The sequence below is a fragment of the Umezawaea sp. NPDC059074 genome (genome assembly GCF_042738955.1).
Classification (GTDB): Bacteria; Actinomycetota; Actinomycetes; order Mycobacteriales; family Pseudonocardiaceae; genus Umezawaea.
On the sequence record NZ_JBHYHC010000029.1, the window covers coordinates 61,028 to 83,818 of the forward strand.

Here is a 22,791-nt window from a genome sequence, read left to right on the forward strand (position 1 = left end):
GTGTGCGGGACGCGGTTCGTGCCTCATTCTCCAGCTCAACCCTGCGAGAGGATCAACCGTGTTGTCGAGAAAACGTTCGATGGTGTCCATCGCGGTCGCCATCGCGGCCGCGGGTGCGGTGATCACGAGCGGTGTACCTGGCACCGCCGGTCCACTGCCGGTCACGACGGCCGCCCAACCCGGTCCGACGTACGTCTACAAGGTGCACGCGCCGCTCGGCGAGCAGTCGCAGAACCTCCTCAGCCGCGGCTTCGACGTGTTGGAGCAGCGCGAGGGCGACAGCCTGTTCGTGCTCGGCGGCAAGGACGAGGGCGCCCGTCTCCAGCAGGCCGGGTTCACCGCCGTGGTCGACCAGGTGATGGCGCCGCCGCAGTGGACGCCGCCCGCCAAGAAGTCCCAGGACGTCAGCGCCGCCGACATCAACGAGACCTTCTACGGCGGCTACCACACCGTCAACGCCCACTACTCCCACCTGGACGCCGTCGCGGCCCAGTACCCGGCCCTGTCGACCCTCGTCGACTACGGCGACTCGTGGAAGAAGACCCAGGGCGCGGGCGGCTACGACCTGCGCGCCATCTGCATCACCAAGAAGAACGCGGGCGACTGCGCGCTCGACCCGAACGCCCCGAAGCCCCGCTTCTTCGTCATGGGCCAGCTCCACGCCCGCGAACTCACCACCGGTGACGTCGCCTGGCGCTGGATCGACCACCTGACGTCGAGCTACGGCACCGACGCCGGCGTCACCGCGCTGCTCGACAGCACCGAGGTGTGGGTCGTCCCGCAGGCCAACCCCGACGGCGTCAACATCGTGCAGCAGGGCGGCAACTCGCCGATCTACCAGCGCAAGAACGCCAACGGCACCAACGGCTCCAACTGCTCCGGCTCGGCCAGCAGCCAGCTCGGCATCGACCTGAACCGCAACACCAGCTCGCACTGGGGCGGCCAGGGGACGTCCAGCGCGCCCTGCGACCAGACCTACAAGGGGCCGAGCGCCAACTCCGAGGTAGAGACCAAGGCGTTGCAGGCGTTGTGGCGCAGCCTCTACAAGGACAAGCGCGGCACCGCGCCCGGTGACGCCGCTCCCGCCGACACCACGGGTGTCGTCGTCAGCATGCACAGCTATTCCAACCTGATCCTCTTCCCTTGGGGTTACGACTCGAACCAGAAGGCGGGCAATGACGCCCCGCTGCGGAAGATGGGCACCGACCTCCAGGCCATCGCGGGCGCGGGCTGGACCTCCGGCCAACCCGGTGAGGTGCTCTACAACGCCGCCGGTGCCACGGACGACTGGGTCTACGACGACCTCGGCGTGGCCAGCTTCGTGTGGGAGATCGGCCCCAGCAGCGGCTCGTGCAGCGGCTTCTTCCCGACCTACTCGTGCCAGGCCGGGACGTTCTGGCCGAAGGTCAAGCCGATGCTGACGTACGCGGCCAACAAGGCGGCCAACCCCTACGGCACCACCACCCCGCCGCCCACCGGCTGCGACAAGCAGACCAACGACACCGACGTGGCCATCCCGGACCGCGGCGCCGCCGTCACCAGCACCATCACCATCGCGGGCTGCACGGGCAACGCCTCGGCCACCTCACAGGTCGAGGTCCACATCAAGCACACCTACCGCGGCGACCTGGTCGTCGACCTCGTCGCGCCGGACGGCACCTCCTACCGGTTGAAGTCCTCTGGGAGCGACTCGGCCGACAACATCGACACGACCTACACGACCAACCTGTCCACCGAACTGAGGAACGGTGACTGGAAGCTCAAGGTGCAGGACGTGGCCGCGCAGGACGTCGGCAACATCGACAGCTGGAGCCTGACGGTCTAGGAGCGGACGCGGGCAGTTCCGGTCGCCTGGCCCGCTGGTCGGGCCGGTGAGGTGATCGGAACTCCCGAACGCCCGTGAGTCGACCGCCCAGTGCGGTGATCGGAACGCCGGAACACCCGGAGAGTTGACCGCCCTGTGCGGTGATCGGTCGGGAGGCCACTCGGTCTCCCGACCGATTGCTGTCCGGCGTGCTCAACCGGGGATGTGGAGCGGGGGGCTTCTGGCCGCGGGAGAGCCACGACCGACAGCGGTGGCGACGGCAGGCGGGTCCGGTTCGCCGGGCAGGGCAAGAGCGCGAAGGTCGTCGAGCAAGGCTGGTGTGCGGTGGTCCGCGGGGCGACCCGGAAGGCCGGGTAGGCCGCGGGCTTTGAACAGACAGGTGGTGCCTGAGCCGCCAGGGGCACCGAGATCGCCGGACCGGTCGGCTTGGCCGCTGTCGCTGGGTGCACTGAGGCTGCCGAGCAGGTCGGGGATGGCCGAGTTGGGGTCGCTGAAGGTGCCTGCCGAGTACTTGCCGTGGCTGCTGGGCCAGCCGACTTGGCTGCCGCTGGGTGGACAGAGGTAGTCGGGCAGGGATGAGACGGCCGGGTTGGGGCTGTTGACGGTGTCACCGGGGTGCTTGTCGGCGTTGGTGAGGCGGCTGAGACCGCCGGACCGGCCGACTTGGCCGCTGGACGGGTCAGGGATGGCTCGTGTGCGGGTGCCGAGGCTTGTGAGCCTGCTGATGCGACCGGGCGAGCCGGGGGTGAGGGGATCGGGGGCGGTGCGCGGGCGTGGTTCGTTGAGGCTGTGGGGCGTGTTGGGGTCGGCGGAGGTGCCTGGTGGGCCCAGGGAATCGGGTTCGTGAGGGCTGGCAGGGGTGGCCGAGGGAGTGGGTAGTGGGCGGGGTCGGTGAAGGGCCCTGAAGGGCAGTCGGGCCAGGAGTGAGTGGAGGCGTTGGGTCAGGAGGCGGAGCAGGGTTCGCATGGGTCAAGTGAAGCGAGGGGGTCCGACAAAAACCGGGGTTCTGGTCGTCACTCGATCCGGTGGAGCTGGAACTGACTCAGCGTGAGCGTGCACTGGCCGACGCCGCCGTAGCCCGTGCAGCCGAACGGAAAGGGCCCGCGACGGTCGTCGCGGGCCCCTCCGGTTCCTAGCGCGTGATCAGCCGAGACCACCCTTGATGGCCGAGATCAGCTCACCGTTGGTCGTGTCTCCCGAGAGTTCCCAGAAGAACGCGCCGCCGAGGCTCTGGTTCTTGGCGTAGGTCATCTTGCCGCCGATGGTGGCGGGGGTGTCGTAGCTCCACCAGTTGTTGCCGCACTTGGCGTACGCCGTGCCCGCGATGGTCCCGGTCGCCGGGCAGGAGTTCTTGAGGATCTTGTAGTCCTCGATGCCCGCCTCGACGGACGCGGGGGCCGGGCCGGTGGCCGAGCCGCCGGGGGCGTCCTGCGTGACGCCGGTCCAGCCGCGGCCGTAGAAGCCGATGCCGAGCAGCAGCTTGGACGACGGGATGCCCTTGCTCTTGAGCTTCTGGATGGCCGCGTCGGAGTAGAACCCGGCGTTGGGGATGCCGTTGTACGAGGTCAGCGGCGAGTGCGGGGCCGTAGGGCCCTGCGGGGCGAAACCGCCGAAGTAGTCGTAGGTCATGACGTTGTACCAGTCGACGTACTGCGCCGCACCGGCGTAGTCGGCGGCGTCGATCTTGCCGCCGTTGGTGCCGTCGGCCGTGATCGCCGAGGTGATCAGGTTGCCCGAGCCGAAGCGGGAACGCAGGGCGCCCATCAGGTTCTTGTACGACCCGAAGCCGGACGCGTCGCAGCTCAGGCCGCACGTGTTCGGGTACTCCCAGTCGATGTCGATGCCGTCGAACACGTCGGCCCAGCGCGGGTCCTCGACCAGCTTGTAGCAGGACTCGGCGAAGGCGGCCGGGTTCTGCGCGGCCTGGCCGAAGCCGCCGGAGTACGTCCAGCCGCCGAAGGACCAGAGGACCTTGAGGCCGGGGTTCAGCTTCTTCAGCTTGCGGAGCTGGTTGAAGTTGCCGCGCAGCGAACCGGTGTCCCACGAGTCCGCGACGCCGTCGACGCTGCTGGCCGCGTCGTAGAACTTGTCGTAGTCGGCGTAGGTGTCGTCGTTGGCCGTGCACTGGCCGTTGGTGACGTTGCCGAACGCGTAGTTGATGTGCGTCAGCTTCTGGGCCGAGCCGCTCGTCTGGATGTTCTTGACGTGGTAGTTGCGGGCGTAGACGCCCCACTGCACGAAGTAGCCCAGGTTCTTCTTGCCACCGGGCTGCGGCGTCGTGGTGGTCGTGGTCGTCGTCGGGTTGCCCGGCGTCGTCGTCGTGGTCGTCGTCGTGGTGGTCGTGGTCGTCGTGGTGGTCGTCGTCGGACCACCCGCGTCACACGAGGCGCCGTTCAGCTTGCACCCGCTCGGGGCCGAGAAGGCGCCCGTGTAGGTGACGTTGAAGCCGAAGCTCACCGACGCGCCGGGGGCGACGTTGCCGTTCCACGAGTTCTTCACGGTCACGTGCTGGCCGCTGGCGGTCTGCGTGCCGTCCCACAGCGAGCTGACCTTGTGGTTCGCCGGGAGGTCGAACTCGACGGTCCACGTCGCGAGCGTCGACGTGCCGCCGTTCTTGATGGTGTACTTGCCCTCGTAGCCGGTGCCCCAGTCGGAGCCCTTGGTGAAGGTCGCCGACACCCCGCCCGCACCGCTGGCCGCGGGTACGACCGTCAAGCCGAGGACCATCGCGGCGACCGCCGCGAGCAACGCTGTGAGATGCCATCGGATCTTGGTCATCGGGCTCCTTGTCACGGCAGGGAAAGCAAGGTTGCGTGCAACATGTGGTCCAGACCACTGAACGGTCAAGGTCTAGACCAGTTGTGTCACTCGAATGGCCTAGCGAGTGAATCGATTTTGTTGGCTGCAACCGTTTTCACCAATCGAGACCACTAAGGGTGGTTCGTGGGGGTTTCGAGGGATTTCCGAGCGCCGAAAGTCGCACGCCGGATCCCACCGGAGGAGGTCGTGGCGGACTCGCGGACCCCGGAAGACTTCGTCTCGCCAACGAATCCGGGGGAGGAACTCGAATGGGTGGGACAGGCAGGCGCGTCGGGGTGCTGGGCGTGGTCGTGGGGCTCACGGCGCTCACGGTCGGCGGCACCGCGACGGCCGGGACCGAGCGGATCGACCGCGAGGTCGTGCAACGGGCGATCGACACGGTCGCGCGCAACGGCGTGGTGGGCGCGCAGGTGCGCGTGACCGACGGCAGGCGGAGCTTCACGGCGCGCGCGGGCGTGGCCGAGTGGGGAGGGGACCGGCCGGTGCCGACCAACGGCCGGTTCCGCGTCGGCAGCGTGACGAAGGTGTTCGTGTCCACCGTCGTGCTGCAACTGGTGGGCGAGGGGAAGGTCGACCTGGACGCGCCGGTGTCGCGGTACCTGCCGGGGCTGCTGCCGGACGGGGACCGGATCACCGTGCGGATGCTGCTCCAGCACACCAGCGGCCTCTACAACTACACGAGCGGGCTGCCGCTCGACCCGGCCGGTTTCGAGACCATCCGCTACCTGCACCGCGAACCGCGTGAGCTGGTGGCGATCGCGACGGCGAAGCCGCTGGACTTCGAGCCGGGCACGAAGTGGAGCTACTCCAACACCAACTACGTGGTCGCGGGGATGCTGGTGGAGAAGATCACCGGCAGGCCGTACGCGGACGCCGTGCGGCAGCGCGTGATCCAGCCGCTGCGGTTGCGCGACACCTCCGTGCCCGGCGACCGGGTCGACGTGCCGGGTCCGCACGCGCACGGCTACTACCGGGTGGGTGACCGGGTCGTCGACGTCACCAGGATCAACCCGTCGGTCGCCTGGGCCGCGGGCGAGATCATCTCGACGACGGCCGACCTCGACCGGTTCGTCACCGCGGTGGCGAGGGGTGAGCTGCTCAAGCCCGCCCAGTTCGCCGAGATGACCAAGCTGACCGACGTCTCGCCCGGCTACGGGCTGGGCCTGGAGCAGCAGGAACTGCCGTGCGGGGCCACCGTGATCGGCCACGGCGGCGGCATCCCCGCCTACAGCACCGTGATGCTGAGCAGCAAGGACGGCCGCGTCCGGCTGGAGGGCTCGTTCACGTCCGCGCCCGACGGCGGCTCCGGGGAAGGCCTCGACGAGCTGATCGCCGAGGTGTTCTGCGACTGACCCACCGTTCCGCCACGAGGGGGCCCTGGTCGGGGGTCCCCTCATGGGCGTGTCGGGGCCGTTGCGCCGAATGGTGGATGACCGACCGTGGTCGTGGGCCCGTCGATTGGGCCGATCCGGTCGGATTCCGGTGGTGTTCCGCTCCCCGATAGTGGGAGATCAAGTGCGCGGCGCGGCGTGGCGTGGGCAAATGTCACCCGACTGATCAATCCTATTGGAGCACTTGGCTGAACGAGCGCCTTATCGGCGTGTGGAGTGACGAACGCCTGCTACTTTGTTGAACGTCGAGCGGGCGTTCCGGAAATTTTAGCCGTACTTTCGGAGCCCTTTTGCTGTGAGGGTGATCGGAATAGCATGAACATATACGTCGGTGGCATTCTGTGGGTTGGCGTTGCTGCCCTGATCGCCGCGCTCGCCGCCTATCTGATGCGCCGATTCGGCGGTGAGGAAGGGCGTGAGGAGAACAACGCCGCCGCCGGGGGCGTCTTCTCCATCGTGGCCGGGCTGAACGCCGTCCTTGTCGCATTCGTGCTGATCGCGCTGTTCGACGCCACCGGGTCCGCCGACCAGACGTCCTACCGCGAAGCGGACGGGCTCGTCGCCGCCGCGTGGGCGAGCGATTCGCTGCCCGACGCGACGAAGGAGAAGGTCCACGATCTTTCACGGGCCTACATGTCGACGGTCATCCGGGAAGAATGGCCGAAGATGCAGGACGGCAGCGACGTCTCGTCCATCGGCTGGACGCAATTGGACCAGCTCAGGGTGGCTGTCGCGCAATCGCCCGTGGACGACGAGTGGCAGACCGATCGCAAGACCGAGGCCGCGACCAAACTGTGGGAAGTTTACGAGGCGCGGCAGGATCGGATCAACGCTTCCGGTAACGGCGTGAGTTCTGTCGTCTGGTTCACCATGATCGTGGGCAGCGTCCTTTCCCTCGCGCTCGCGCTGCTGTTCGGCGGGGCGAAAGTGCGGTCGCACATCGTGATCATGGCGACCCTCGCCGCGACCATGACGCTCCTGCTCTACGCCACCTACCAGTTGCAGAACCCGTTCAGCGGCGGCGCGAAGATCGGGCCGGACGCGTTCCAGGCGGCACTGGACCGGTTGCGGTGATCCTCGTCGCGGCGTTGGCGTGCGTGGCGCTCCAGGTCGAGGCGGTGTCGGCGGACGGACCGTCGACCCTGTCCTCGGTGGAGCTGCCGTCCGGCGTCGCGACGACCATGACCGTCCTCGACCAGCGGCTCAACGCGTTCGGCTACTCCGCCGCGCAAGGCGTCTACTACGGCATCTCGCCTGCGGGCGAGGTGGTCGTGGTCGACCGGCAGGGCGGTTCCAGCGTCGTCGGCCACGTCCCGCACTCCGGGCTCGTGCAGGCCGTGGCGGGCGCGATCCACGGCGACTACTTCTACGTGCGCGCGGCGGGCGCGGTGTACGTCATGAACATCAACCCGGCGAGCGCCGACTTCCTCGGATTGGTGCAAGCCAAGATGCTCTGGCCCCTCGACGTGTTCGTCTCTGTCGACGACTTCGACTACAACCCCGCCGACGGCCTCCTCTACGGCGTCGCGACCAAGCTGCTCGGCCACCCCGAGGTCGTCACGGTCGACCCGAACACCGGCTACGTCAACCCGCTGGCGACCCCGATCCCGATGCCCGACGGGCCGGGGTACGGGGCGGCGGTGCTCGGGCCGGACGGGGCGCTGTACGCGACCAACAACGACGAGGGCGGCCAGAGCACCCTGTACCGGGTGGCGCTGGACGGCTCCGGCTCGGTGACCCGCCTGTCCGCGCGACCAGCGGCCCGCACGATCGACATGGCGGGCTGCTACGCCGCCCTGCCACCGACCTACGTGCCACCCACGACGACGACCACGACCCTGCCACCGGTGGTGACGACCACGCCCCCGACCACGCCCACGCCTCTGCCGCCCGCCGAGACGCCGGTGACGACTTCCGAGGCTGTCGTGCCGCCGCCTCCTTCGCCGACGACCACGCCGCCCTCGGTCGCGCCCGCGGCGGCACCGGTGCCGCCGCCGCTCGTCACGACGGCCACGACTCCGACCGCACCACGGGTGGCGCCGAAGCCGACGTACGAGGTGAACCGGCCGGTGGAGGAAGTGGTCGCCGTGGCTGATCGGCGGACGGAGACCAAGCGGCGGTGGAGCCTGGCGGTGCTGTTGCTGGTGATCGGCGCGGGAGCCGTGGCGGCTCAACGGGCACGACGGGCGTGAGCTGGGGAAACCTGGATCGCGGCGAGCGCTCGCCCGGAATTGTCGGACCCTCGCGGTAACGTGGAAATCAGGGGTCCCCCTGGCCGGGGGACGTCCGCGAAGCAGTGCGATTGCGTGCTGCGGCAGGCTTGGTTTGGGCGGGCTTGTTCCGCGGCGGGGCTGTGGATTCTTAGGCTGTGGTGGTTGGTGCGGGCCGGGTCGCGAGTGGGTGCTCGGTGGGGCGCGGCCGGTGTCGAAAGCTGATGCGCTTGGCTCTGAACTGGGGAAACCTGGATCGCGGCGAGCGCTCGGCCGGAATTGTCGGACCCTCGCGGTAACGTAAAAATCAGGGGTCCCCCTGGCCGGGGGACGTCAGCGAAGCAGTGGGTTGCGCGCTTCGGCGCGGCAGGTGGGCGGCGCTGCGGATCACCGAACGTTGGATGTGCGGCCCGGTGCAGCTGTCCAAGGTTCGTGTGTGGCCGGTGTGGAGTTGAGTCCGAGCCGGTGTGGGTGGGCGCGGTTCTGAGGCTGAAAGCGTGAGGGGCGTGGACCTGGTGGTCCACGCCCCTCGACGTTGTGGTGCTAGGCGGTCGGGCGCTGCGGCTTGTCGTGCTTGCGGGGCTCGCGGCGGGACTTGGCGTCTTCGATCTGGCGGATCATTTCCTTGCGGACCTCGGTCAAGGCGATGTCGAGCTCCGCCTCGTGGGAGGTGGCGACGAAAGGCGGCCAGCCGGAGAGGAAGGCTTCGAAGGTGACCTTCTGGTCTTTTTGCCCGCGTTCCTTCACCGACAGGGCCAGGTCGACCTGTGCCGGCTGCCAGGTGTTCAGGTGCGGGGCGAGGTTGGCCAGGGCGTGGACCACGCGGCCCTGGTCGCTCGGGCCGAACCCGTTGCCCAGTCGGAGTCGCTGCTCAAGGACTTCGGTGTCACTCATGGAACCACGCTACTTGCTCCCTAGTTCCTCCGCGCGACTGCGGCGTAGAACCCCACGTGTTCCGTCCTCTGGGTGAGTTCGGGGGTGTGGTCGTGGTGCCACTGGGTCGCGTCGACCAAGCCCGGCGGGACCAGCTCCAGGCCATCGAGCATCTTGGTGATCTCCGCGTGGCTGCGGGTGTACACCGGGTTCGCGGAGCGCTTGTAGACGGCCAGCGCGCCCGCCGCCTGCTCGGGGTTGTGGTCGGACGTCACGTGCGACATCACGACGTAGCTGCCCGGCACGACGACGTCGCGGTAGGCGCCGAGCACCGCTTCGGGGTGGCGCTCGTCGGGCAGGAAGTGCAGGACGGCGACGGCGAGGACGGCCACCGGCTGGGAGAAGTCGATCATCTCCAGCACGGTCGGGGCGGTCAGCACGTCCTGGGAGACGGTGAGGTCCGCCCTGGTCACGGTGGCGTTCGGGTTGTCGCGCAGCAGGTGCTTGCTGTGCGCGTACGCGACCGGCTCGATGTCCACGTACGCGACGCGGCTCTCCGGGGCCAGGCCCTGGGCGACCTCGTGGACGTTGCCCACGGTCGGGATGCCCGAGCCGAGGTCGAGGAACTGCCGGATGCCCTGCGACACGCAGAACCGCACGGCGCGCGCCAGGAACGCCCGGTTGGCCCGGACGGCCTCGCGCATCCACGGCATGACCTGGATCGCCTGCTCGGCGAGGGTGCGGTCGGCCTGGAAGTTGTGCGCACCGCCCAGGTAGTAGTCGTACATCCTGGCCGGGTTCGGCTGCTCGAGGTCGATGTCGTCGACCCCGTACCGCTCCTGCGTCACTGCGCCTCCTGCGTACCGAGGAACTTCTCCAGCTGTGCCACGACGAACGCGTGGTCGTCCGCCTGCGGGAGTCCCGAGACGCCGACGGTGCCGACCGGGCCGACACCGGTGACGATCACCGGGAACACCCCGCCGTGCGCCGCGTAGAGGCTCGGGTCCAGCCTCGACGACTCCTCGAAGGTACTGCCTTGCACCCGGAACTGGGTGCCCACGTAGTACGAGCTCCGCCCGTAGCGGTCGACGACCCGCGTTTTGCGGTCGAGCCAGTCGTCGTTGTCCGCCGACGTCCCCGGCAGGGCCGCGTGGAAGATCCGCTGCGCGCCGCGCCGCACGGAGATCGCGACGGCCAGTCCTCCGGCACGCGCGGCTTCGAGGAGCTGCGCGCCGAGGGCGAGCGCGGTGTCGTTGTCGAAGCGGGTGAAGCGCAGCCGTTCTTCCTGGGCCGCGAGTTCGGCGAGCAGCTCGGCGCTCATACGGCCACGACCTGTCCGGTGTTGGCGGACTCGAACGCGTCCTCGATGATCTCCAGCGCGGCGATGGCCGACTCGGGGTCCACGGGCAGCGGGCCGCCGTCGCGCAGCGCCGCCACGAGCTGGACGTAGAACTGCTCGTACGCGCCGTTCTCGCTCGGCACGGGCTTGGTGTCGTCGAGCAGGCCCAACGACCCCCACGCCGACTCCGGCTCGACGCCCCACCCCGGCTGACCGGGGCGCAGGCCCGCGACGAGCGCGTCCTCCTGGCCGTCCATGCCGTGGCTGGTGAACGCCGCCGACGAGCCGAGGAGCCGGAAGCGCGGGCCGTTGTTCGTGGCGGCGGCGCTGGCCCACAGGTGCGAGCGGACGCCGTTGGTGTGGGTGAGGGCGACGAACACGTCGTCGTCCACGAGCGCGCCGGGGCGGCGGCGGTTCAGCTCGGCGTAGACGCTGCGGACCGGCCCGTTGAGCTGCAACGCCTGGTCGACGAGGTGGGAGCCGAGGTCGTAGAGGAGCCCGCCCGCCTCCGCGGGGTCGCCGAACTCGCGCCAGTTGTCCCAGATCTCCGGGACCCACCGCTCGTAGCGGGACTCGAACCGGGCGAGCGTGCCGAGCCTGCCGCTCGCCACGACCTCCTGGACGGTCCGGAAGTCGCTGTCCCAGCGGCGGCTCTGGAAGACCGTCAGTGGCACGCCCTTCGCCTTCGCCGCGTCGACCACGCGGCGCGCCTCGGCGGCGGTCGGGGCGAACGGCTTGTCCACGACGACCGCGATGCCCCGGTCGATCGCGGCGAGCGCGAGGTCGACGTGGGTCTTGTTCGGGCTGCCGATGACGACGAGGTCGACGTCGGAGGCGAGCAGGTCGTCGGCGGTGTCGAGGAGTTCGGCCTCCGGGTACGCGGCGGTCGCCTGCGCTCGGCGGTCGGGGTCGGTGGTCACGATCGCGGTGAGCGCGAGGCCGGGCGTGGAGGCGATCAGGGGCGCGTGGAAGACGCGTCCCGCGATGCCGTACCCGATCACGCCGGTGCGGAGGTCAGCTGCCATGGGGAGAATTAAAGCAACGCTGTGGTGTAATCGCCAGCCGCAACGGACAACTCGTGCGATCATGACGCCGTGGCCAACTTGCGGTTCCTGCGCGGGTACAACGACGCGGTAGTGCTCGGACTGGCCCGCCGTGGCGAACCCATGACGCGGGTCGAGCTGGCCGAGATGAGCGGGCTCACGCCCCAGGCGGTGTCCAAGATCGTCAGCAGGCTGATCGCCGACGGTCTCCTCGTCGACTCCGGACGCCGCAACGTCGGCGTCGGCAAGCCGCGCACGCTGGTCCGCCTCGTGGCCTCCAGCAGGCTCGCCCTCGGCGCGGCGGTCGAGCGCGACGAGCTGCGCGTCGTCCTCACCGACCTGTCCGGCGCCGTCGTGGACGTCACGGTCGCCGCGCTGCCCCGCGACTTCGGCCCGGACGTGTTCGTGACCGAGCTCGCGGCCCTCGTGGACGTGCTGCGCTCCCGCAACGACGTGGCCGACGAGCGGCTGCTCGGCGTGGGCATCGGCTTCGTCGGCCCGCTCGACCACCGCGACGGCGTGGTGCACGACGCCACCGGCCTCGTCGGCTGGCACGACGTGCCGCTGCGCGACCTCGCGTCCGCGCGGCTCGGCCTGCCGGTCGTGGTCGACAAGGACACCAACACCGCGATGATCGCCGAGGCGTGGCGGCGCGGCGACGAGCTGCGGCACGCCGCGCTGGTGATCGTCGGCACGGGCGTCGGCGTCGGGCTGCTGCTCGACGGGCAGGTGCACCGGGGCGCGCGGACCAACGCGGGCGAGTACGGCCACACGACCATCCAGCTCGGCGGGCCGCGGTGCGCGTGCGGGCGGTCGGGGTGCGTGGAGATCGTGCACAACCTCGCCGTCGCGGCGGGCGACATGAAGGCGGCGGTGACCGTGCTCGGCATGGCCGTCGCGGGGCTCGTGCAACTGCTGGACCTCGACCACGTGGTGCTCGGCGGCCGGGTGGTGCAGGGCAACCCGGACTTCTACGCGGACGCGATCCGGGACGTGGTGCGCGAGCAGGTGCCGCGCTCGGACTGGCTGGAGGTCGAGATCAGCGTCAGCCCGCTGGGCGACGACCTGGTCGCCGCCGGGGCCGCGATGCTCGTGCTGAGCGAGTTCTACAGCCAGCGCGGTCCGTAGCGGGGAAGTGCCTTCCACGCGGGCGCGACCGGCTAGCCCTCCAGGACCTGACCGACGGCTCGGGCGTACATGCGGTCCGGGCTCGGCGTCGTGGACGGCGTGAGGAAACCGGGCAGCATCGGCAGGTCCACGGCGAACGGCAGCAGCCGCTCGAACAGCACGGTCGCGTCGGCGGGCCTGCGTTCGGGGTCCTTCTCCAGCATGTCCTGGAGCAGCTCGTCCAGCGCCACGGGGATGCGCGGCACGGACGACGGCCGCTGCTTCACCTGCTTGTCGAACACGGTGTACGCCGTGTCGCCGGTGAAGAGCTGCTTGCCCGTCAGCATCTCGTGCAGCACGCACCCCAACGCGTACAGGTCGCTGCGCGGCTCGGCGTTGCCGCGCTGGATCTGCTCGGGCGCCATGTACGCCGGGGTGCCGAGCATCTGGCCCCAGCGGGTGAACTGGGCGACGTCGGACTCCCGCAGCACCGCCAACCCGAAGTCGAGCACCTTCACGCTGCCGTCCGGGCACAGCATCAGGTTCGTCGGCTTCAGGTCGCGGTGGCAGATCGACAGGTTGTGCGCGGCGGCCAGCACGGCGCACGCCTGCGCGGCGATCGACGCGGCCCACGCCACCGGCAGCGGCCCGTGCTCGCCCACCAGGTCCGCGACCGTGACGCCGTCGATGAACTGCATCACCTGGTACATCCGGTACTCGAAGACGCCGAAGTCGTAGAGGACGGGCGCTCCCGCGTGCTCCAGCTTCGCCAGGATGCGGGCCTCGCGGGTGAAGCGGTGCTCCATCTCCTCGTCGCGCCTGCCGGGCAGTTGCAGGAACTTCACCGCGACCCGCCGGTCGAGGTGCCGGTCGTACCCGCCGTGCACCGCCCCCATCCCACCCTGGCCGAGCGGCAGGTCGTCCAGGTCGTACCGATCGGCGATGAGCATCCGGCCTCCCAACCGTTCTAGCTCCGCGGTCGGAGGTGACCGTCCATCAGGCCGCCGAAGCCTAGCCGGATCACGCTTTCCCCCAGAGCCGCCGTCTCGCGCAGCGCGTCCTCCAGTGTGCCCAACTGCCGGAAGGCCCGTCCGTAGGCCTGCTGTTCGGTCAGCGTCAGCCGGGGCACCTGGGTGCGGCGGGCGTCGACCCGGCTCGACCCCTGGTGCGCCCGCGACGCCGCCGCGCGCAGCACGCCCGCGAGGAAGTACGGGTCGAGCCGCTTCGGGTCGACCCGGTAGACGGCCAGGTAGGGGCCCAGGACGGCGTGGCAGCCGACGACCCGCGCGGTGCCCATCGGGGAGGCCACGACGTCGCCCGGCTCGACCTCGACCAGGTCCGGGTCCGGGGCCGTGCGCTCGGACGGTTCCGCGCCCGCGGCCAGGTCGTCCGCGGTGAGCACCGGCAGTTCGCCGTTGCCCGTCGTGAGCTTCGCGCCCGCGTGCTTCATGGTCAGCAGCCCGGCCTTCGCCAGTTCGCCGATCGTGGTCATCGGCGGCGCCTGCTGCGACGCCTTCTCCAGCTCCGGCGTCGGCAGCACGGTCTTGGTCAACGCCGTGAGCGCCTCCACGAACGCGAGGTGCGTGTCCTCGCCCCCGCTGCGCCGCAACGACTGCACGGCCGGGCTCAGGTCGACGTCCTCGTCCAGCAGGTCCACGATCGGCACGGAGTGCCCGCCCGCCGGGTCCTGCCCGAACGCGGCCCACCGGCGGTCCACAGTGGACAGGTCGTCCACCTCGGTCAGCAGCACGTGCGACGGCGTGCGGTCACCGGGTTCGGGACGCCTCAGCAGCCACAGGTCCGGGCCGCCCGGCAGCGTCGCGATCGCCCGCAACGCCCCGGCGCGCAGCAGGTTCGCCCTGATCCGGCGGCCCGGTCGGCGGCTCGCCGCCGCGGACGGCATCAGGATCGCCACCAGCCCGCCGGGCTTGGTGTGGCTCAGGCAGTGCTGCACCCACGCGAGCTCGGACTCGCCGCGCGGCGGCAGCCCGTACTCCCAGCGCGCGTCGCCCGCCAGCTCGTCGTAGCCCCACGCCCGTTCGGTGAACGGCGGGTCGCACACGACCGCGTCGGCCAGCTCACCGGGGAAACCGTCCTGCCGCAGCGCGTCGCCGACGCTGATCTCGCCCGCCTGTGAGCGAAGTCGCAGCCGTTGCGCGGCGATGGTCGCGGTGGTGTCGTCGATCTCCTGCCCGAGCACGCGCGCGGCGGGCGTGTCGACCAGCATCGTGCCCAGTCCGCACGCCGGGTCGTACAGCGTGCCGCCGTCCGGCCTGGTCAGGCGCACCAGGAGCCGTGCCACGTCCGCGGGCGTCGCGTCGAGCTGGCGGGAGTGCGCCTCCAGGTAGCGCGCGCAGAGGAACTCGAACGCCGCCAGCGCCCCGCGTTCGGCGGCCAGGGGGGCGAGCGTGCCGCCGTTCTCCGACAGCAGGGCCTCGCCCGCCTCGGCCACGCGCTCGCCGAGGCACAGGTCGTCGCCCGCGCCGCGCAGCCACTGCCACGCCCGCTCCACAGGGGACACGTCGACGCGCTTCCCGTTGCGCCGCAACCAGTCCTCGACCTCGTTGAGGGAGAACAGCGGACTGGACGCCGTGCCGCCGACCGGCGCGGGGAAGTCCTCGTGCCGTCGACGCCAGTTGCTCACGGCGGCACGCCCCACGTCGACGAGGCGGGCGATGTCGCCCGCGCTCACGGTGGCGTCCTGGTCCATGCCGTACACCCTAGTTCACAACCGATGCACAGTGGTTCTGCTTGTGAACTGAATCAACCAATGTTTCACTGTTGTCATGACGCACAACCGGCTCGCCCACGCCGTTGGCACCCATCCAGGGCTTCGCCGCGAGCTGAACGAGGATTCCGCCTGCGCCGAGCCGCCGTTGTTCGCCGTCGCCGACGGCATGGGCGGCCACGCGTTCGGCGAGATCGCGAGCGCCACGGCCATCGACGTGCTGGCCCACTACGACGTCAGCGGCGACCCCGTGCCCGCGCTGACGGCGATGATGGACGAGGTCGCGCTGCGCCTCACGGACATGGCCGAGCAGGACCTCCGGATGCGCGGCATGGGCACCACCCTGACCGCGCTGCTCTGGGTCGACGGCTCGAAGTTCGCCGTGGCCCACATCGGCGACTCCCGCTGCTACCTGGTGCGCGACGGCGAGATCCAGCAGGTCACCCGCGACCACACGATGGTGCAGGCGCTCGTCGACGAGGGCCGCATGCCCGCCGAGCAGGCCGTCCTGCACCCCCGCCGCTCGATGCTGATGCGCGCCCTCCAAGCCGGGAACTCCCCGGAACCGGACGTGTTCCTGCACGAGGCGCAGGTCAACGACCGCTACCTGCTGTGCTCGGACGGCCTGTCCGACGTGGTGCCGCCGGAGACGATCCTGTCTGTGCTGACCGAGACCGAGGACCGCGACGAGGTCGTCGTGAAGCTCATCGCCCTCGCCAACGAGGCGGGCGGCCCGGACAACATCACCTGCGTGCTGGTCGACGTCGTGAACGACGAGTGGCTGGCCCACTGGAGCGGGCGGCTGCTCTAGCCCAGTGCCGCCGCGTTCAGCCCCAGCAGGTCCCGCAACGCGGTCGTGCCGGTCGGGGTGACGCGGACGGCCCTGGTGGTGCCGACGCGGCGGACCCAGCCCTGGGATTGGAAGTGGCGGCACAGGTGGGCGCCCGCCGTGCCCGCTAGGTGGGTGCGGCGTTCGGTCCAGTCCAGGCACGGCCTGCCCAACGGGCGGCGTGACCCGCGCAGGTCGGCCTCGGTGGCGTTCAGGTGGTCGGTGAGCCAGGCCAGGCCGCTCGCGGTGACGGTGAAGCCGTCGGTCTGGGTGAGGTAGCCGCGGGTGGTCATGGCGTCGGTGATGGCCACGCCCAAGCGGCCCGCGAAGTGGTCGTAGCAGGTGCGGCCTCGGGCCAGGGCGGCCGACGTGGTGGTGGCCTTGAGGGTGCGGGCCGGTGTCGTCGGTTCCACGTGGGACACCAGGTCTTCCAGGAGTTGCGCCACGCGCTGGTCGGCCAGTTGCACGTACCGGTGGCGGCCTTGGCGGCGTTCGACGAGGAGGCCGCCGTCGACGAGCTTGCCGAGGTGTTCGCTGGCCGTCGAGGGGGCCACGCCCGCGTGCGCGGCGAGTTCGCCGGAGGTCCACGCGCGGCCGTCCAGCAGGGCGACGCAGAACGCGGCCCTGGTGCCGTCCGCCAGCAGTGCCGCCAAGTCCGCCAGTCCCTTCACGGGGTCCACGGTAGGCCGGTGACGTTTCGGCGCGCGCCGAAACGTCCGACGCCTAGCGTCGTGGGCATGTTGGACGATCCGAGGTACACCGTTCCGCCGGTTCCCGATGCCGTCGAGGGGGTCGCGTGGTTGCGGGCTTCCGTGGCGAGGTTCAGCGAAGGGGCCGCGCACGAGCGGCGGCGGATGTTGGCTGTGGCGGCGTTGGCGGAGGTCGAGCCGGAACGGCTGCGGGATCTGGCGATGACGAGGAAGGCCACGCCCGTGGAGGTGCTGGCCGAGGCGCTCGGGGTGGACGTCGTGGCGGCGGACGTGGAGGTGGTCGCCCGCTCGTACCAGCCGCACACCGCGATCACCCGCGAAGCGGACGAGGCGTTGGGCAGGCTGGTGGCGGCGTGTGGGAAGTACGACGAGGCCACCGCGAACCTGATCGGCCTGCTGGTGCAGGCCTGCGTGGCGACGGCGGCGCTGGTCGCCGGTGTGCGGCCGCCGGTGCCGAGCACCCGTCGGGTCGGGCCGGACGGCGTCGAGGTGGAGGTCGACCTGGCCGACCACCCCTTCGGGCTCGGGCGGCACGCCTGTCCCGGTGAACGGCACGCGCTCGCACTGGCGGAAGGGCTGACCCGATGACGTTCCAAAACCTGCACCACGCCGACCGGCCGCTGCTGCTGCCCAACGCCTGGGACTTCGCGTCCGCCGCGGCACTGCACGCGGCCGGGTTCGCGGCGATCGGCACGACGAGCCTCGGGGTGGCCGCCGCGGCCGGGTTGCCGGACGGCGAAGGGGCGACGCGGGACGAGACGGTGGCGTTGGCGCGGCGGATCGTCGGGCTGCCGGTGCCGGTGACCGTGGACATCGAGTCCGGGTTCGGGGCGGACGTGCGGGAGTTGGCCGCGGAACTGGCCGCGCTGGGGGTCGCGGGCGTCAACATCGAGGACGGCAGGCCCGGCGGCGTGCTCGCGGACCCGGTCGAGCAGGCGGGGCTCGTGCGCGCGGCGAAGGAGGGTGGGCCGGGGCTGTTCGTCAACGCGCGCGTGGACACGCACTGGCTCGGGGTCGCGAAGGAGTCCACAGTGGACCGTGCCAGGAGGTACCTGGACGCCGGGGCGGACGGGGTGTTCGTGCCGGGATTGGCGCTGGAACGGGAGATCGCGGCCGTGGTGGCCGCGGTCGACGCGCCGCTGAACGTCCTGCACGTGCCCGCGCTCGGGCTGCGACGCCTGGGAGAGCTGGGGGTTCGCCGCGTCAGCACCGGGTCGCTGCTGTTCCGGGCCGCGCTGCACGCCGCCGTGACGACCGCGTGCCAGGTGCGCGAAGGCGAACCCGTGGCCGACGGGATCCCGAGCTACGCGGACGCGCAGGGGCTGGCCGCGGGCGCCCCGTGGAGCGCCCGCGACCGGTGACTACGCCGGGTTCTGCGCGTGGGTCAGGGTCTCCCACGCGATGAACAGGTTGTCCGTGCCCTGCGGGCGCTGCTGCTCGGTGTAGCGCTGGGTGTTGGCCATCGCGATGCCGAGCCGGGTGTTCAGCGCGTTGAACGCGACCTCGGTCGTCGGGCCGAGGTTCTGGTTGCGGGTGCCGCCGCACAGCCAGGACGGCATCGCCTCGAGCTGGTAGCGGGCGTGCAGGCCGTACGCGTGGCGCATCCGGTCCTGGTTCTCGCCCCACAGGTCCTGGCCCTGGTGGTGGGCCGTCTCGGCGATGTGCGCCGCGGCGGCCAGGCCGTAGCCGGTGTGGGTGAAGTCGCGGCACGTCTCCTGGCTCACGCCGTCCTGGAACGTGGACTGGTTGTGCCAGTAGGAGACGATCTCCGCGCGGGTGTCGATGCCGCTGCCGGGCGGCGTCTTCGGCAGGGCGCCGTCGCTGGTCAGGTAGATGTACGCGGGCAGCCGGGTGCGGAAGATCGAGACGGCCTTGTCGTAGGCGGCCTTGTCCTCCAGGAAGACCGCGATGCCGATCGAGGCCTCCATCATGCTGAGTTCCCAGTTGCCGTTGGTGTTGGCCAACCCGGCCTGGATCTCCGGCAGGTACACGCTGCGCAGCATGGTCGCGAACCGGGTCACGTTCGCCGCGGGCCAGCCGGTGTAGGTGTAGCGGATGATCTCGGCGGCCTTGGGCCACGACGAGCCGGACCACGCCGTCTGCAGGCGGGCGTTGCTGTTCGTGTGGTCCTTGATGACGGGGGACCAGGCGTCCATGATCTGGATCGCCTTGTTCGCGTACCGGGCGTCCTTCGTCACGTACCAGGCGAGCGACAGCGTGTACGCCGCGATGGCGTCCTCGCGCTCGTCGGTGCAGCCGTAGTTCGGGTTCGAGTAGGAACCGCATTCGACGACGGCGCGCGGTTTCGGCGTGCGCGTCAGCGAGGCGTACTTGCTCCCCATCATCTGGTCGTACGCGGATTTCCACGGTTGCGCGTTCGCGAGCACCTTGGTGCGCATGAACTCCAGTTGCGGCCTGCTCACGAGCACGCCGGGATGGGTGAAGGTCGCGGGCGCGGCGGCGGTGACGCCACCGTCGACCACTGGCGCGGCGGTCGCGGGAACCTGGGTTCCGACTACTGTGAGCAGGGCGGACAGTGCGGCGACGACGATTTTCTTGCGCAGGGGTGAACGGGTCATCAGGTCTCCTCGCAGGGGTTGGGGAGACGGCCAGTGTCAGTGGTTCAGACCAGTTAGGTCAACGTTTCGCCGTACCGGAACTTTTTGCCCGTTTTGGTGCACGACCGGGCAGACTGGGTGATTTCACCCATGTGAACAAATCGAATTGCGGAAAGGTCGAAAACGCATGCCAAGAGTGACCGTCCAGGACCTCGAACTCGAGTACGAAGCCTTCGGCGACCCCGCGGACCCGACCCTGCTGCTGGTGATGGGTCTCGGCGCGCAGATGCTCAACTGGGACCTCCAGCTGTGCGACCTGTTCGCCGCGCAGGGCTTCCACGTGATCCGGTTCGACAACCGGGACATCGGGCTCTCGACCGCGCTCGACCACCTGCCGGTGCCCGACCTCGCCGCGCTGGCCTCCGGGGACTTCACGACCGCGCCGTACCTGCTGTCCGACATGGCGGACGACGTCGTCGGGCTCCTCGACGGCCTGGGGATCGAGAAGGCGCACCTGGTCGGCGCGTCGATGGGCGGCATGATCGTCCAGCAGGTCGTCGTCGACCACCCGGACCGCGTGCTGAGCCTGTGCTCGATCATGTCCACGACCGGCGACCGGACCGTGGGTCAGGGCAGGCCGGAGATCGTGGCGACGTTCGCCCAGGGCCCGTCCGGCGACCGCGAGGCGACCATCGAGCAGCGGCTGGTCTCGTCGCGGCTGACCCGGTCGCCGGGCTTCGCGGTGGACGAGGACGCGGCGCGCGAGCGGATCGCGGCGGCCTACGACCGGTCGAACCGACCCATGAGCACCCTGCGGCACCTCGCCGCGGTCATGGCCTCGCCCGACCGCACGGAGGGGCTGCGCGGGGTGACCGTGCCGACCGTGGTGATCCACGGCTCCGAGGACCCGCTCGTCCACCGCTCCGGTGGCGAGGCCACGGCGGCGGCGATCCCCGGCGCCGAGCTGATCATCGTCGACGGCATGGCGCACGACCTCCCGGTGGACGTGTGGCCGACGGTCGTGGAGGCGGTCACCGCTAACGCCAAGCGTGCGCGATAGGACGTGAGGGTTCATCGGGTGTTCACCGGTTGACCCACGTTGTCAGGGCTCCTGCCTGGACATACTCCGCGGCGACGTAGCTGCCGACCCGCGAACGGTGAGCCCCACACATGTCGCACCACCATCATGATGGCCACGAGCACCACCACCACGAGGTAGAGCCCGTCGAGGGCAGTTGGCAGGACCCGGCGGACGACCGACCCATCTCGGTCGCCCGCCGCCGGTTCCTGGCGGGCCTCGGCGTCGCCGTCGGCGGCGCCGCGCTGGCGAGCGCGGGAGCGGGCCAGGCCGCCGCGACCCCGCAGTCGACGAACCAGTGGGGCGTGCCGCAGCGCTGGTACGCGGGTGACCACCACATCCACACCCAGTACTCCGGCGACGGCCAGTACCCGATCTCGGCGCAGGTCGCCAAGGCCAAGAAGCACGGCCTCGACTGGATGGTCATCACCGACCACGGTGGCGTGGCGCACCAGAAGTTCTCGATCGACCAGGTCACGCCGGACATCGAGAAGGCGCGCAAGGCGAACCGCGACATCCTGGTCTACCAGGGTCTGGAGTGGAACATCCCCGGCGCGGAGCACGCCACCGTGTTCCTGCCGCCGGACCGCAACACCGTCGACATCCTGCGCGCCTTCGAGGCGGGCTACGACGGCGGGATCCTGTCCACGCCGGTCGCCAACGGCGGCAAGGGCCTCATCGCCCGCGCCACGTCCGCGGACGGCGAGCCGTACGCGTTGGCCGCGCTGCGGTACCTGGAGTCGCAGGTCCTCAGTGGACGGGCCGAGATCGCGCTGATGTTCGCGAACCACCCGTCCCGGCGCGGTGTCGACAGCCCGCACGAGCTGCGCGGTTGGCGCGACGCGGCCCCCGGCGTGGCCGTGGGCATGGAGGGCGCTCCCGGCCACCAGGCCGCGGGCATCCCGAAGTCGGCGGGCGGCGGCGGCCGGGCGCGCGGGTACTACGACTCCTCGCCCGGCGCGGACAGCCACCCCGGCTACGCGCCCACCGAGGCCGAGAACCCCTACCGCACCTACGGCGGCTTCGACTGGATGACCGCCAAGGTCGGCGGGCTCTGGGACTCGATGCTGGCCGAGGGCAGGCCGTGGTGGATCACCTCCACGTCCGACGTGCACCAGGTCTTCAACGACACGCTCACGCCCGGCGCGCAGGACTACGAGAAGACCGGCAGCCGCGGCGCCCCGGTCGACTCCGGCGTCAAGCAGGGCGGGTTCGGCGACTTCTTCCCCGGCTACTACAGCCAGACCGTGGTGGGCTCGCGCTCGAAGTCCTACGTGGACATCATGCGCGGACTCCAGGCGGGCAAGGTGATCGCGGTGCACGGCAGGCTGATCGACGGCCTCGACCTGCGCGTGCGGGCCCTGGGCGAGGGCGACAACCGCGGCGTGACGCTGGGCGGTCGCACGTTCGTCAAGCGCGGCGGCTCGATCGAGGTCACCATCGAGGTGACCGGCGCGGGCGGCCCCAACTTCGCCGGTGTGGTGCCGAAGCTGGCCAAGCTCGACCTCATCGCGGGCCCGGTCACGGGTCCGGTCGTCGACCGCGACACGCTCTCCGCGCCGGGCACGACCGTGGTGAAGTCCTTCGAGGTCACCAAGAACCGCGCCAAGTTCACGTACGTGTTCCGCGACGTCGCGGGCCCGTTCTACCTGCGGGTGCGCGGCACGGACGGCAACCAGCTCACCCCCGAGGGCAACCCGGTCATGGACGTCATCGGCGACGCCGACCCGTGGGCCGACCTGTGGTTCTACGCGAACCCGGTCTTCGTGGACGTGGTCTAGTGCGCTGGGTGCGGCTGGTCCCGGAGTTCACGTCGGTGGGCGCGCACTTCGACCGCGAGGTGCTGTCCGCGCTGGACAAGGCGGGCGTGGCGGCCGACCTGGTGCTGACCCGCGTCGAGCGCACGGGCCCGGTAGCCGAGACCGTCGTGTTCGCGCGGGTCACCAGCGGGCTCGCACCCGGCACCGAGGTCGACCCGCCCGAGACGGGCCGCTGCATCCGGTTCGACGGCCAGCAGCGGCTGACCGGGAAGCACCGGCTGGCGGACCTGGTGCGGGACACGGGGATCGACGGCGTCGTGGCCATCGGCGCGACGCTCGACCTCGACACCGTGATCGACACCGGCGGCTTCGTGCGGCCGGAGTACCGGGACGGCGACCTGGTGCTGCTGGTCGAGCGGGCGGCGGGCGGCGTGTTCCAGCCCGTCGAGGTCGAGCAGCCGCACGAGTGCTGCGCGGGATCGCACTGACGAACGCCTCGTGGCCGGTCGGGGGAACCGAC

The 22,791-nt window shown here is 70.6% G+C and carries 20 protein-coding genes; 11 read left to right on the forward strand and 9 right to left on the reverse strand.

The window, feature by feature from the left end; translation table 11 throughout:
• The first annotated feature begins 79 nt into the window (after nucleotides 1-79).
• On the forward strand, nucleotides 80-1,825 hold the full coding sequence (locus ACFWW9_RS15935) for a M14 family zinc carboxypeptidase (RefSeq protein WP_390377270.1): 1,746 nt from the start codon (nucleotides 80-82) through the stop codon (nucleotides 1,823-1,825).
• A 1,143-nt stretch (nucleotides 1,826-2,968) separates the two neighbouring features.
• On the opposite strand, the gene ACFWW9_RS15940 is transcribed toward ACFWW9_RS15935, so the two are convergent.
• Complete coding sequence (locus tag ACFWW9_RS15940; RefSeq protein WP_390377273.1) at nucleotides 2,969-4,603, reverse strand: glycosyl hydrolase family 18 protein; 1,635 nt, start codon at nucleotides 4,601-4,603, stop codon at nucleotides 2,969-2,971.
• Between the two features lie 290 nt (nucleotides 4,604-4,893).
• Between ACFWW9_RS15940 and ACFWW9_RS15945 the strand changes: the two genes are divergently transcribed.
• The 3 genes from ACFWW9_RS15945 to ACFWW9_RS15955 all read left to right on the forward strand — a co-directional run bounded on the left by ACFWW9_RS15945 (nucleotide 4,894) and on the right by ACFWW9_RS15955 (nucleotide 8,228).
• Entirely contained in the window at nucleotides 4,894-5,997 is a 1,104-nt protein-coding gene (locus tag ACFWW9_RS15945; RefSeq protein WP_390377276.1) for a serine hydrolase domain-containing protein, read from the forward strand.
• A gap of 354 nt (nucleotides 5,998-6,351) precedes the next feature.
• A complete protein-coding gene (locus ACFWW9_RS15950) occupies nucleotides 6,352-7,110 on the forward strand; it encodes a hypothetical protein (protein WP_390377279.1) in 759 nt (252 codons plus the stop codon).
• Complete coding sequence (locus ACFWW9_RS15955) at nucleotides 7,107-8,228, forward strand: DUF6923 family protein (RefSeq protein ID WP_390377282.1); 1,122 nt, start codon at nucleotides 7,107-7,109, stop codon at nucleotides 8,226-8,228. The genes ACFWW9_RS15950 and ACFWW9_RS15955 overlap by 4 nt, the downstream gene beginning before the upstream one ends.
• Before the next feature lie 561 nt (nucleotides 8,229-8,789).
• Here ACFWW9_RS15955 and ACFWW9_RS15960 read toward each other — a convergent pair.
• Genes ACFWW9_RS15960 through ACFWW9_RS15975 form a run of 4 tightly spaced genes read right to left on the reverse strand, consistent with a single transcriptional unit; the run spans nucleotide 8,790 to nucleotide 11,483 of the window.
• Nucleotides 8,790-9,140 (reverse strand): HPF/RaiA family ribosome-associated protein, encoded by a 351-nt coding sequence (locus ACFWW9_RS15960; protein ID WP_390377285.1) that lies wholly within the window; start codon nucleotides 9,138-9,140, stop codon nucleotides 8,790-8,792.
• Nucleotides 9,141-9,160: 20 nt separating this feature from the next.
• Entirely contained in the window at nucleotides 9,161-9,967 is an 807-nt protein-coding gene (locus ACFWW9_RS15965) for an SAM-dependent methyltransferase (RefSeq protein ID WP_390377288.1), read from the reverse strand.
• A complete protein-coding gene (locus ACFWW9_RS15970; protein ID WP_390377291.1) occupies nucleotides 9,964-10,440 on the reverse strand; it encodes a heme-degrading domain-containing protein in 477 nt (158 codons plus the stop codon). Before ACFWW9_RS15970 ends, ACFWW9_RS15965 begins: the two co-directional genes overlap by 4 nt.
• Complete coding sequence (locus ACFWW9_RS15975; RefSeq protein ID WP_390377294.1) at nucleotides 10,437-11,483, reverse strand: Gfo/Idh/MocA family oxidoreductase; 1,047 nt, start codon at nucleotides 11,481-11,483, stop codon at nucleotides 10,437-10,439. The genes ACFWW9_RS15970 and ACFWW9_RS15975 overlap by 4 nt, the downstream gene beginning before the upstream one ends.
• Before the next feature lie 69 nt (nucleotides 11,484-11,552).
• On the opposite strand from ACFWW9_RS15975, the gene ACFWW9_RS15980 reads away from it, so the two are divergent.
• Nucleotides 11,553-12,629, forward strand: a complete 1,077-nt coding sequence (locus ACFWW9_RS15980) for an ROK family transcriptional regulator (RefSeq protein ID WP_390377297.1) — start codon at nucleotides 11,553-11,555, stop codon at nucleotides 12,627-12,629.
• A gap of 32 nt (nucleotides 12,630-12,661) precedes the next feature.
• Here ACFWW9_RS15980 and ACFWW9_RS15985 read toward each other — a convergent pair whose 3' ends face one another.
• Together ACFWW9_RS15985 and ACFWW9_RS15990 are read right to left on the reverse strand one after the other, a co-directional pair.
• Nucleotides 12,662-13,558 carry a serine/threonine-protein kinase gene (locus ACFWW9_RS15985; protein ID WP_390377300.1) on the reverse strand — a complete coding sequence of 299 codons (897 nt, stop codon included), beginning with the start codon at nucleotides 13,556-13,558 and terminating at the stop codon, nucleotides 12,662-12,664.
• A gap of 17 nt (nucleotides 13,559-13,575) precedes the next feature.
• The gene (locus tag ACFWW9_RS15990) at nucleotides 13,576-15,318 is read right to left on the reverse strand and encodes an N-6 DNA methylase (RefSeq protein ID WP_390377303.1); all 1,743 of its coding nucleotides are present in this window, start codon (nucleotides 15,316-15,318) and stop codon (nucleotides 13,576-13,578) included.
• Between the two features lie 76 nt (nucleotides 15,319-15,394).
• On the opposite strand from ACFWW9_RS15990, the gene ACFWW9_RS15995 reads away from it, so the two are divergent.
• Entirely contained in the window at nucleotides 15,395-16,147 is a 753-nt protein-coding gene (locus ACFWW9_RS15995) for a PP2C family protein-serine/threonine phosphatase (protein ID WP_390377305.1), read from the forward strand.
• On the opposite strand, the gene ACFWW9_RS16000 is transcribed toward ACFWW9_RS15995, so the two are convergent.
• Nucleotides 16,144-16,845, reverse strand: a complete 702-nt coding sequence (locus ACFWW9_RS16000) for an ArsR/SmtB family transcription factor (protein WP_390377308.1) — start codon at nucleotides 16,843-16,845, stop codon at nucleotides 16,144-16,146. The two genes, ACFWW9_RS15995 and ACFWW9_RS16000, sit on opposite strands and share 4 nt — an antisense overlap.
• 57 nt (nucleotides 16,846-16,902) lie before the next feature.
• Here ACFWW9_RS16000 and ACFWW9_RS16005 point away from each other — a divergent pair, with 57 nt between their 5' ends.
• Together ACFWW9_RS16005 and ACFWW9_RS16010 are read left to right on the forward strand one after the other, a co-directional pair.
• Complete coding sequence (locus ACFWW9_RS16005) at nucleotides 16,903-17,463, forward strand: hypothetical protein (protein WP_390377311.1); 561 nt, start codon at nucleotides 16,903-16,905, stop codon at nucleotides 17,461-17,463.
• The gene (locus tag ACFWW9_RS16010; RefSeq protein WP_390377313.1) at nucleotides 17,460-18,236 is read left to right on the forward strand and encodes an isocitrate lyase/phosphoenolpyruvate mutase family protein; all 777 of its coding nucleotides are present in this window, start codon (nucleotides 17,460-17,462) and stop codon (nucleotides 18,234-18,236) included. Before ACFWW9_RS16005 ends, ACFWW9_RS16010 begins: the two co-directional genes overlap by 4 nt.
• On the opposite strand, the gene ACFWW9_RS16015 is transcribed toward ACFWW9_RS16010, so the two are convergent.
• The gene (locus ACFWW9_RS16015) at nucleotides 18,237-19,454 is read right to left on the reverse strand and encodes an alginate lyase family protein (protein ID WP_390377316.1); all 1,218 of its coding nucleotides are present in this window, start codon (nucleotides 19,452-19,454) and stop codon (nucleotides 18,237-18,239) included.
• Nucleotides 19,455-19,620: 166 nt separating this feature from the next.
• On the opposite strand from ACFWW9_RS16015, the gene ACFWW9_RS16020 reads away from it, so the two are divergent.
• The 3 genes from ACFWW9_RS16020 to ACFWW9_RS16030 all read left to right on the forward strand — a co-directional run bounded on the left by ACFWW9_RS16020 (nucleotide 19,621) and on the right by ACFWW9_RS16030 (nucleotide 22,759).
• Entirely contained in the window at nucleotides 19,621-20,493 is an 873-nt protein-coding gene (locus ACFWW9_RS16020; protein WP_390377319.1) for an alpha/beta fold hydrolase, read from the forward strand.
• A gap of 110 nt (nucleotides 20,494-20,603) precedes the next feature.
• Nucleotides 20,604-22,292, forward strand: coding sequence for a PHP domain-containing protein (locus ACFWW9_RS16025; RefSeq protein WP_390377322.1), 1,689 nt, complete (start codon nucleotides 20,604-20,606; stop codon nucleotides 22,290-22,292).
• On the forward strand, nucleotides 22,292-22,759 hold the full coding sequence (locus tag ACFWW9_RS16030) for a hypothetical protein (protein WP_390377325.1): 468 nt from the start codon (nucleotides 22,292-22,294) through the stop codon (nucleotides 22,757-22,759). Before ACFWW9_RS16025 ends, ACFWW9_RS16030 begins: the two co-directional genes overlap by 1 nt.
• Nucleotides 22,760-22,791 lie beyond the last annotated feature (32 nt).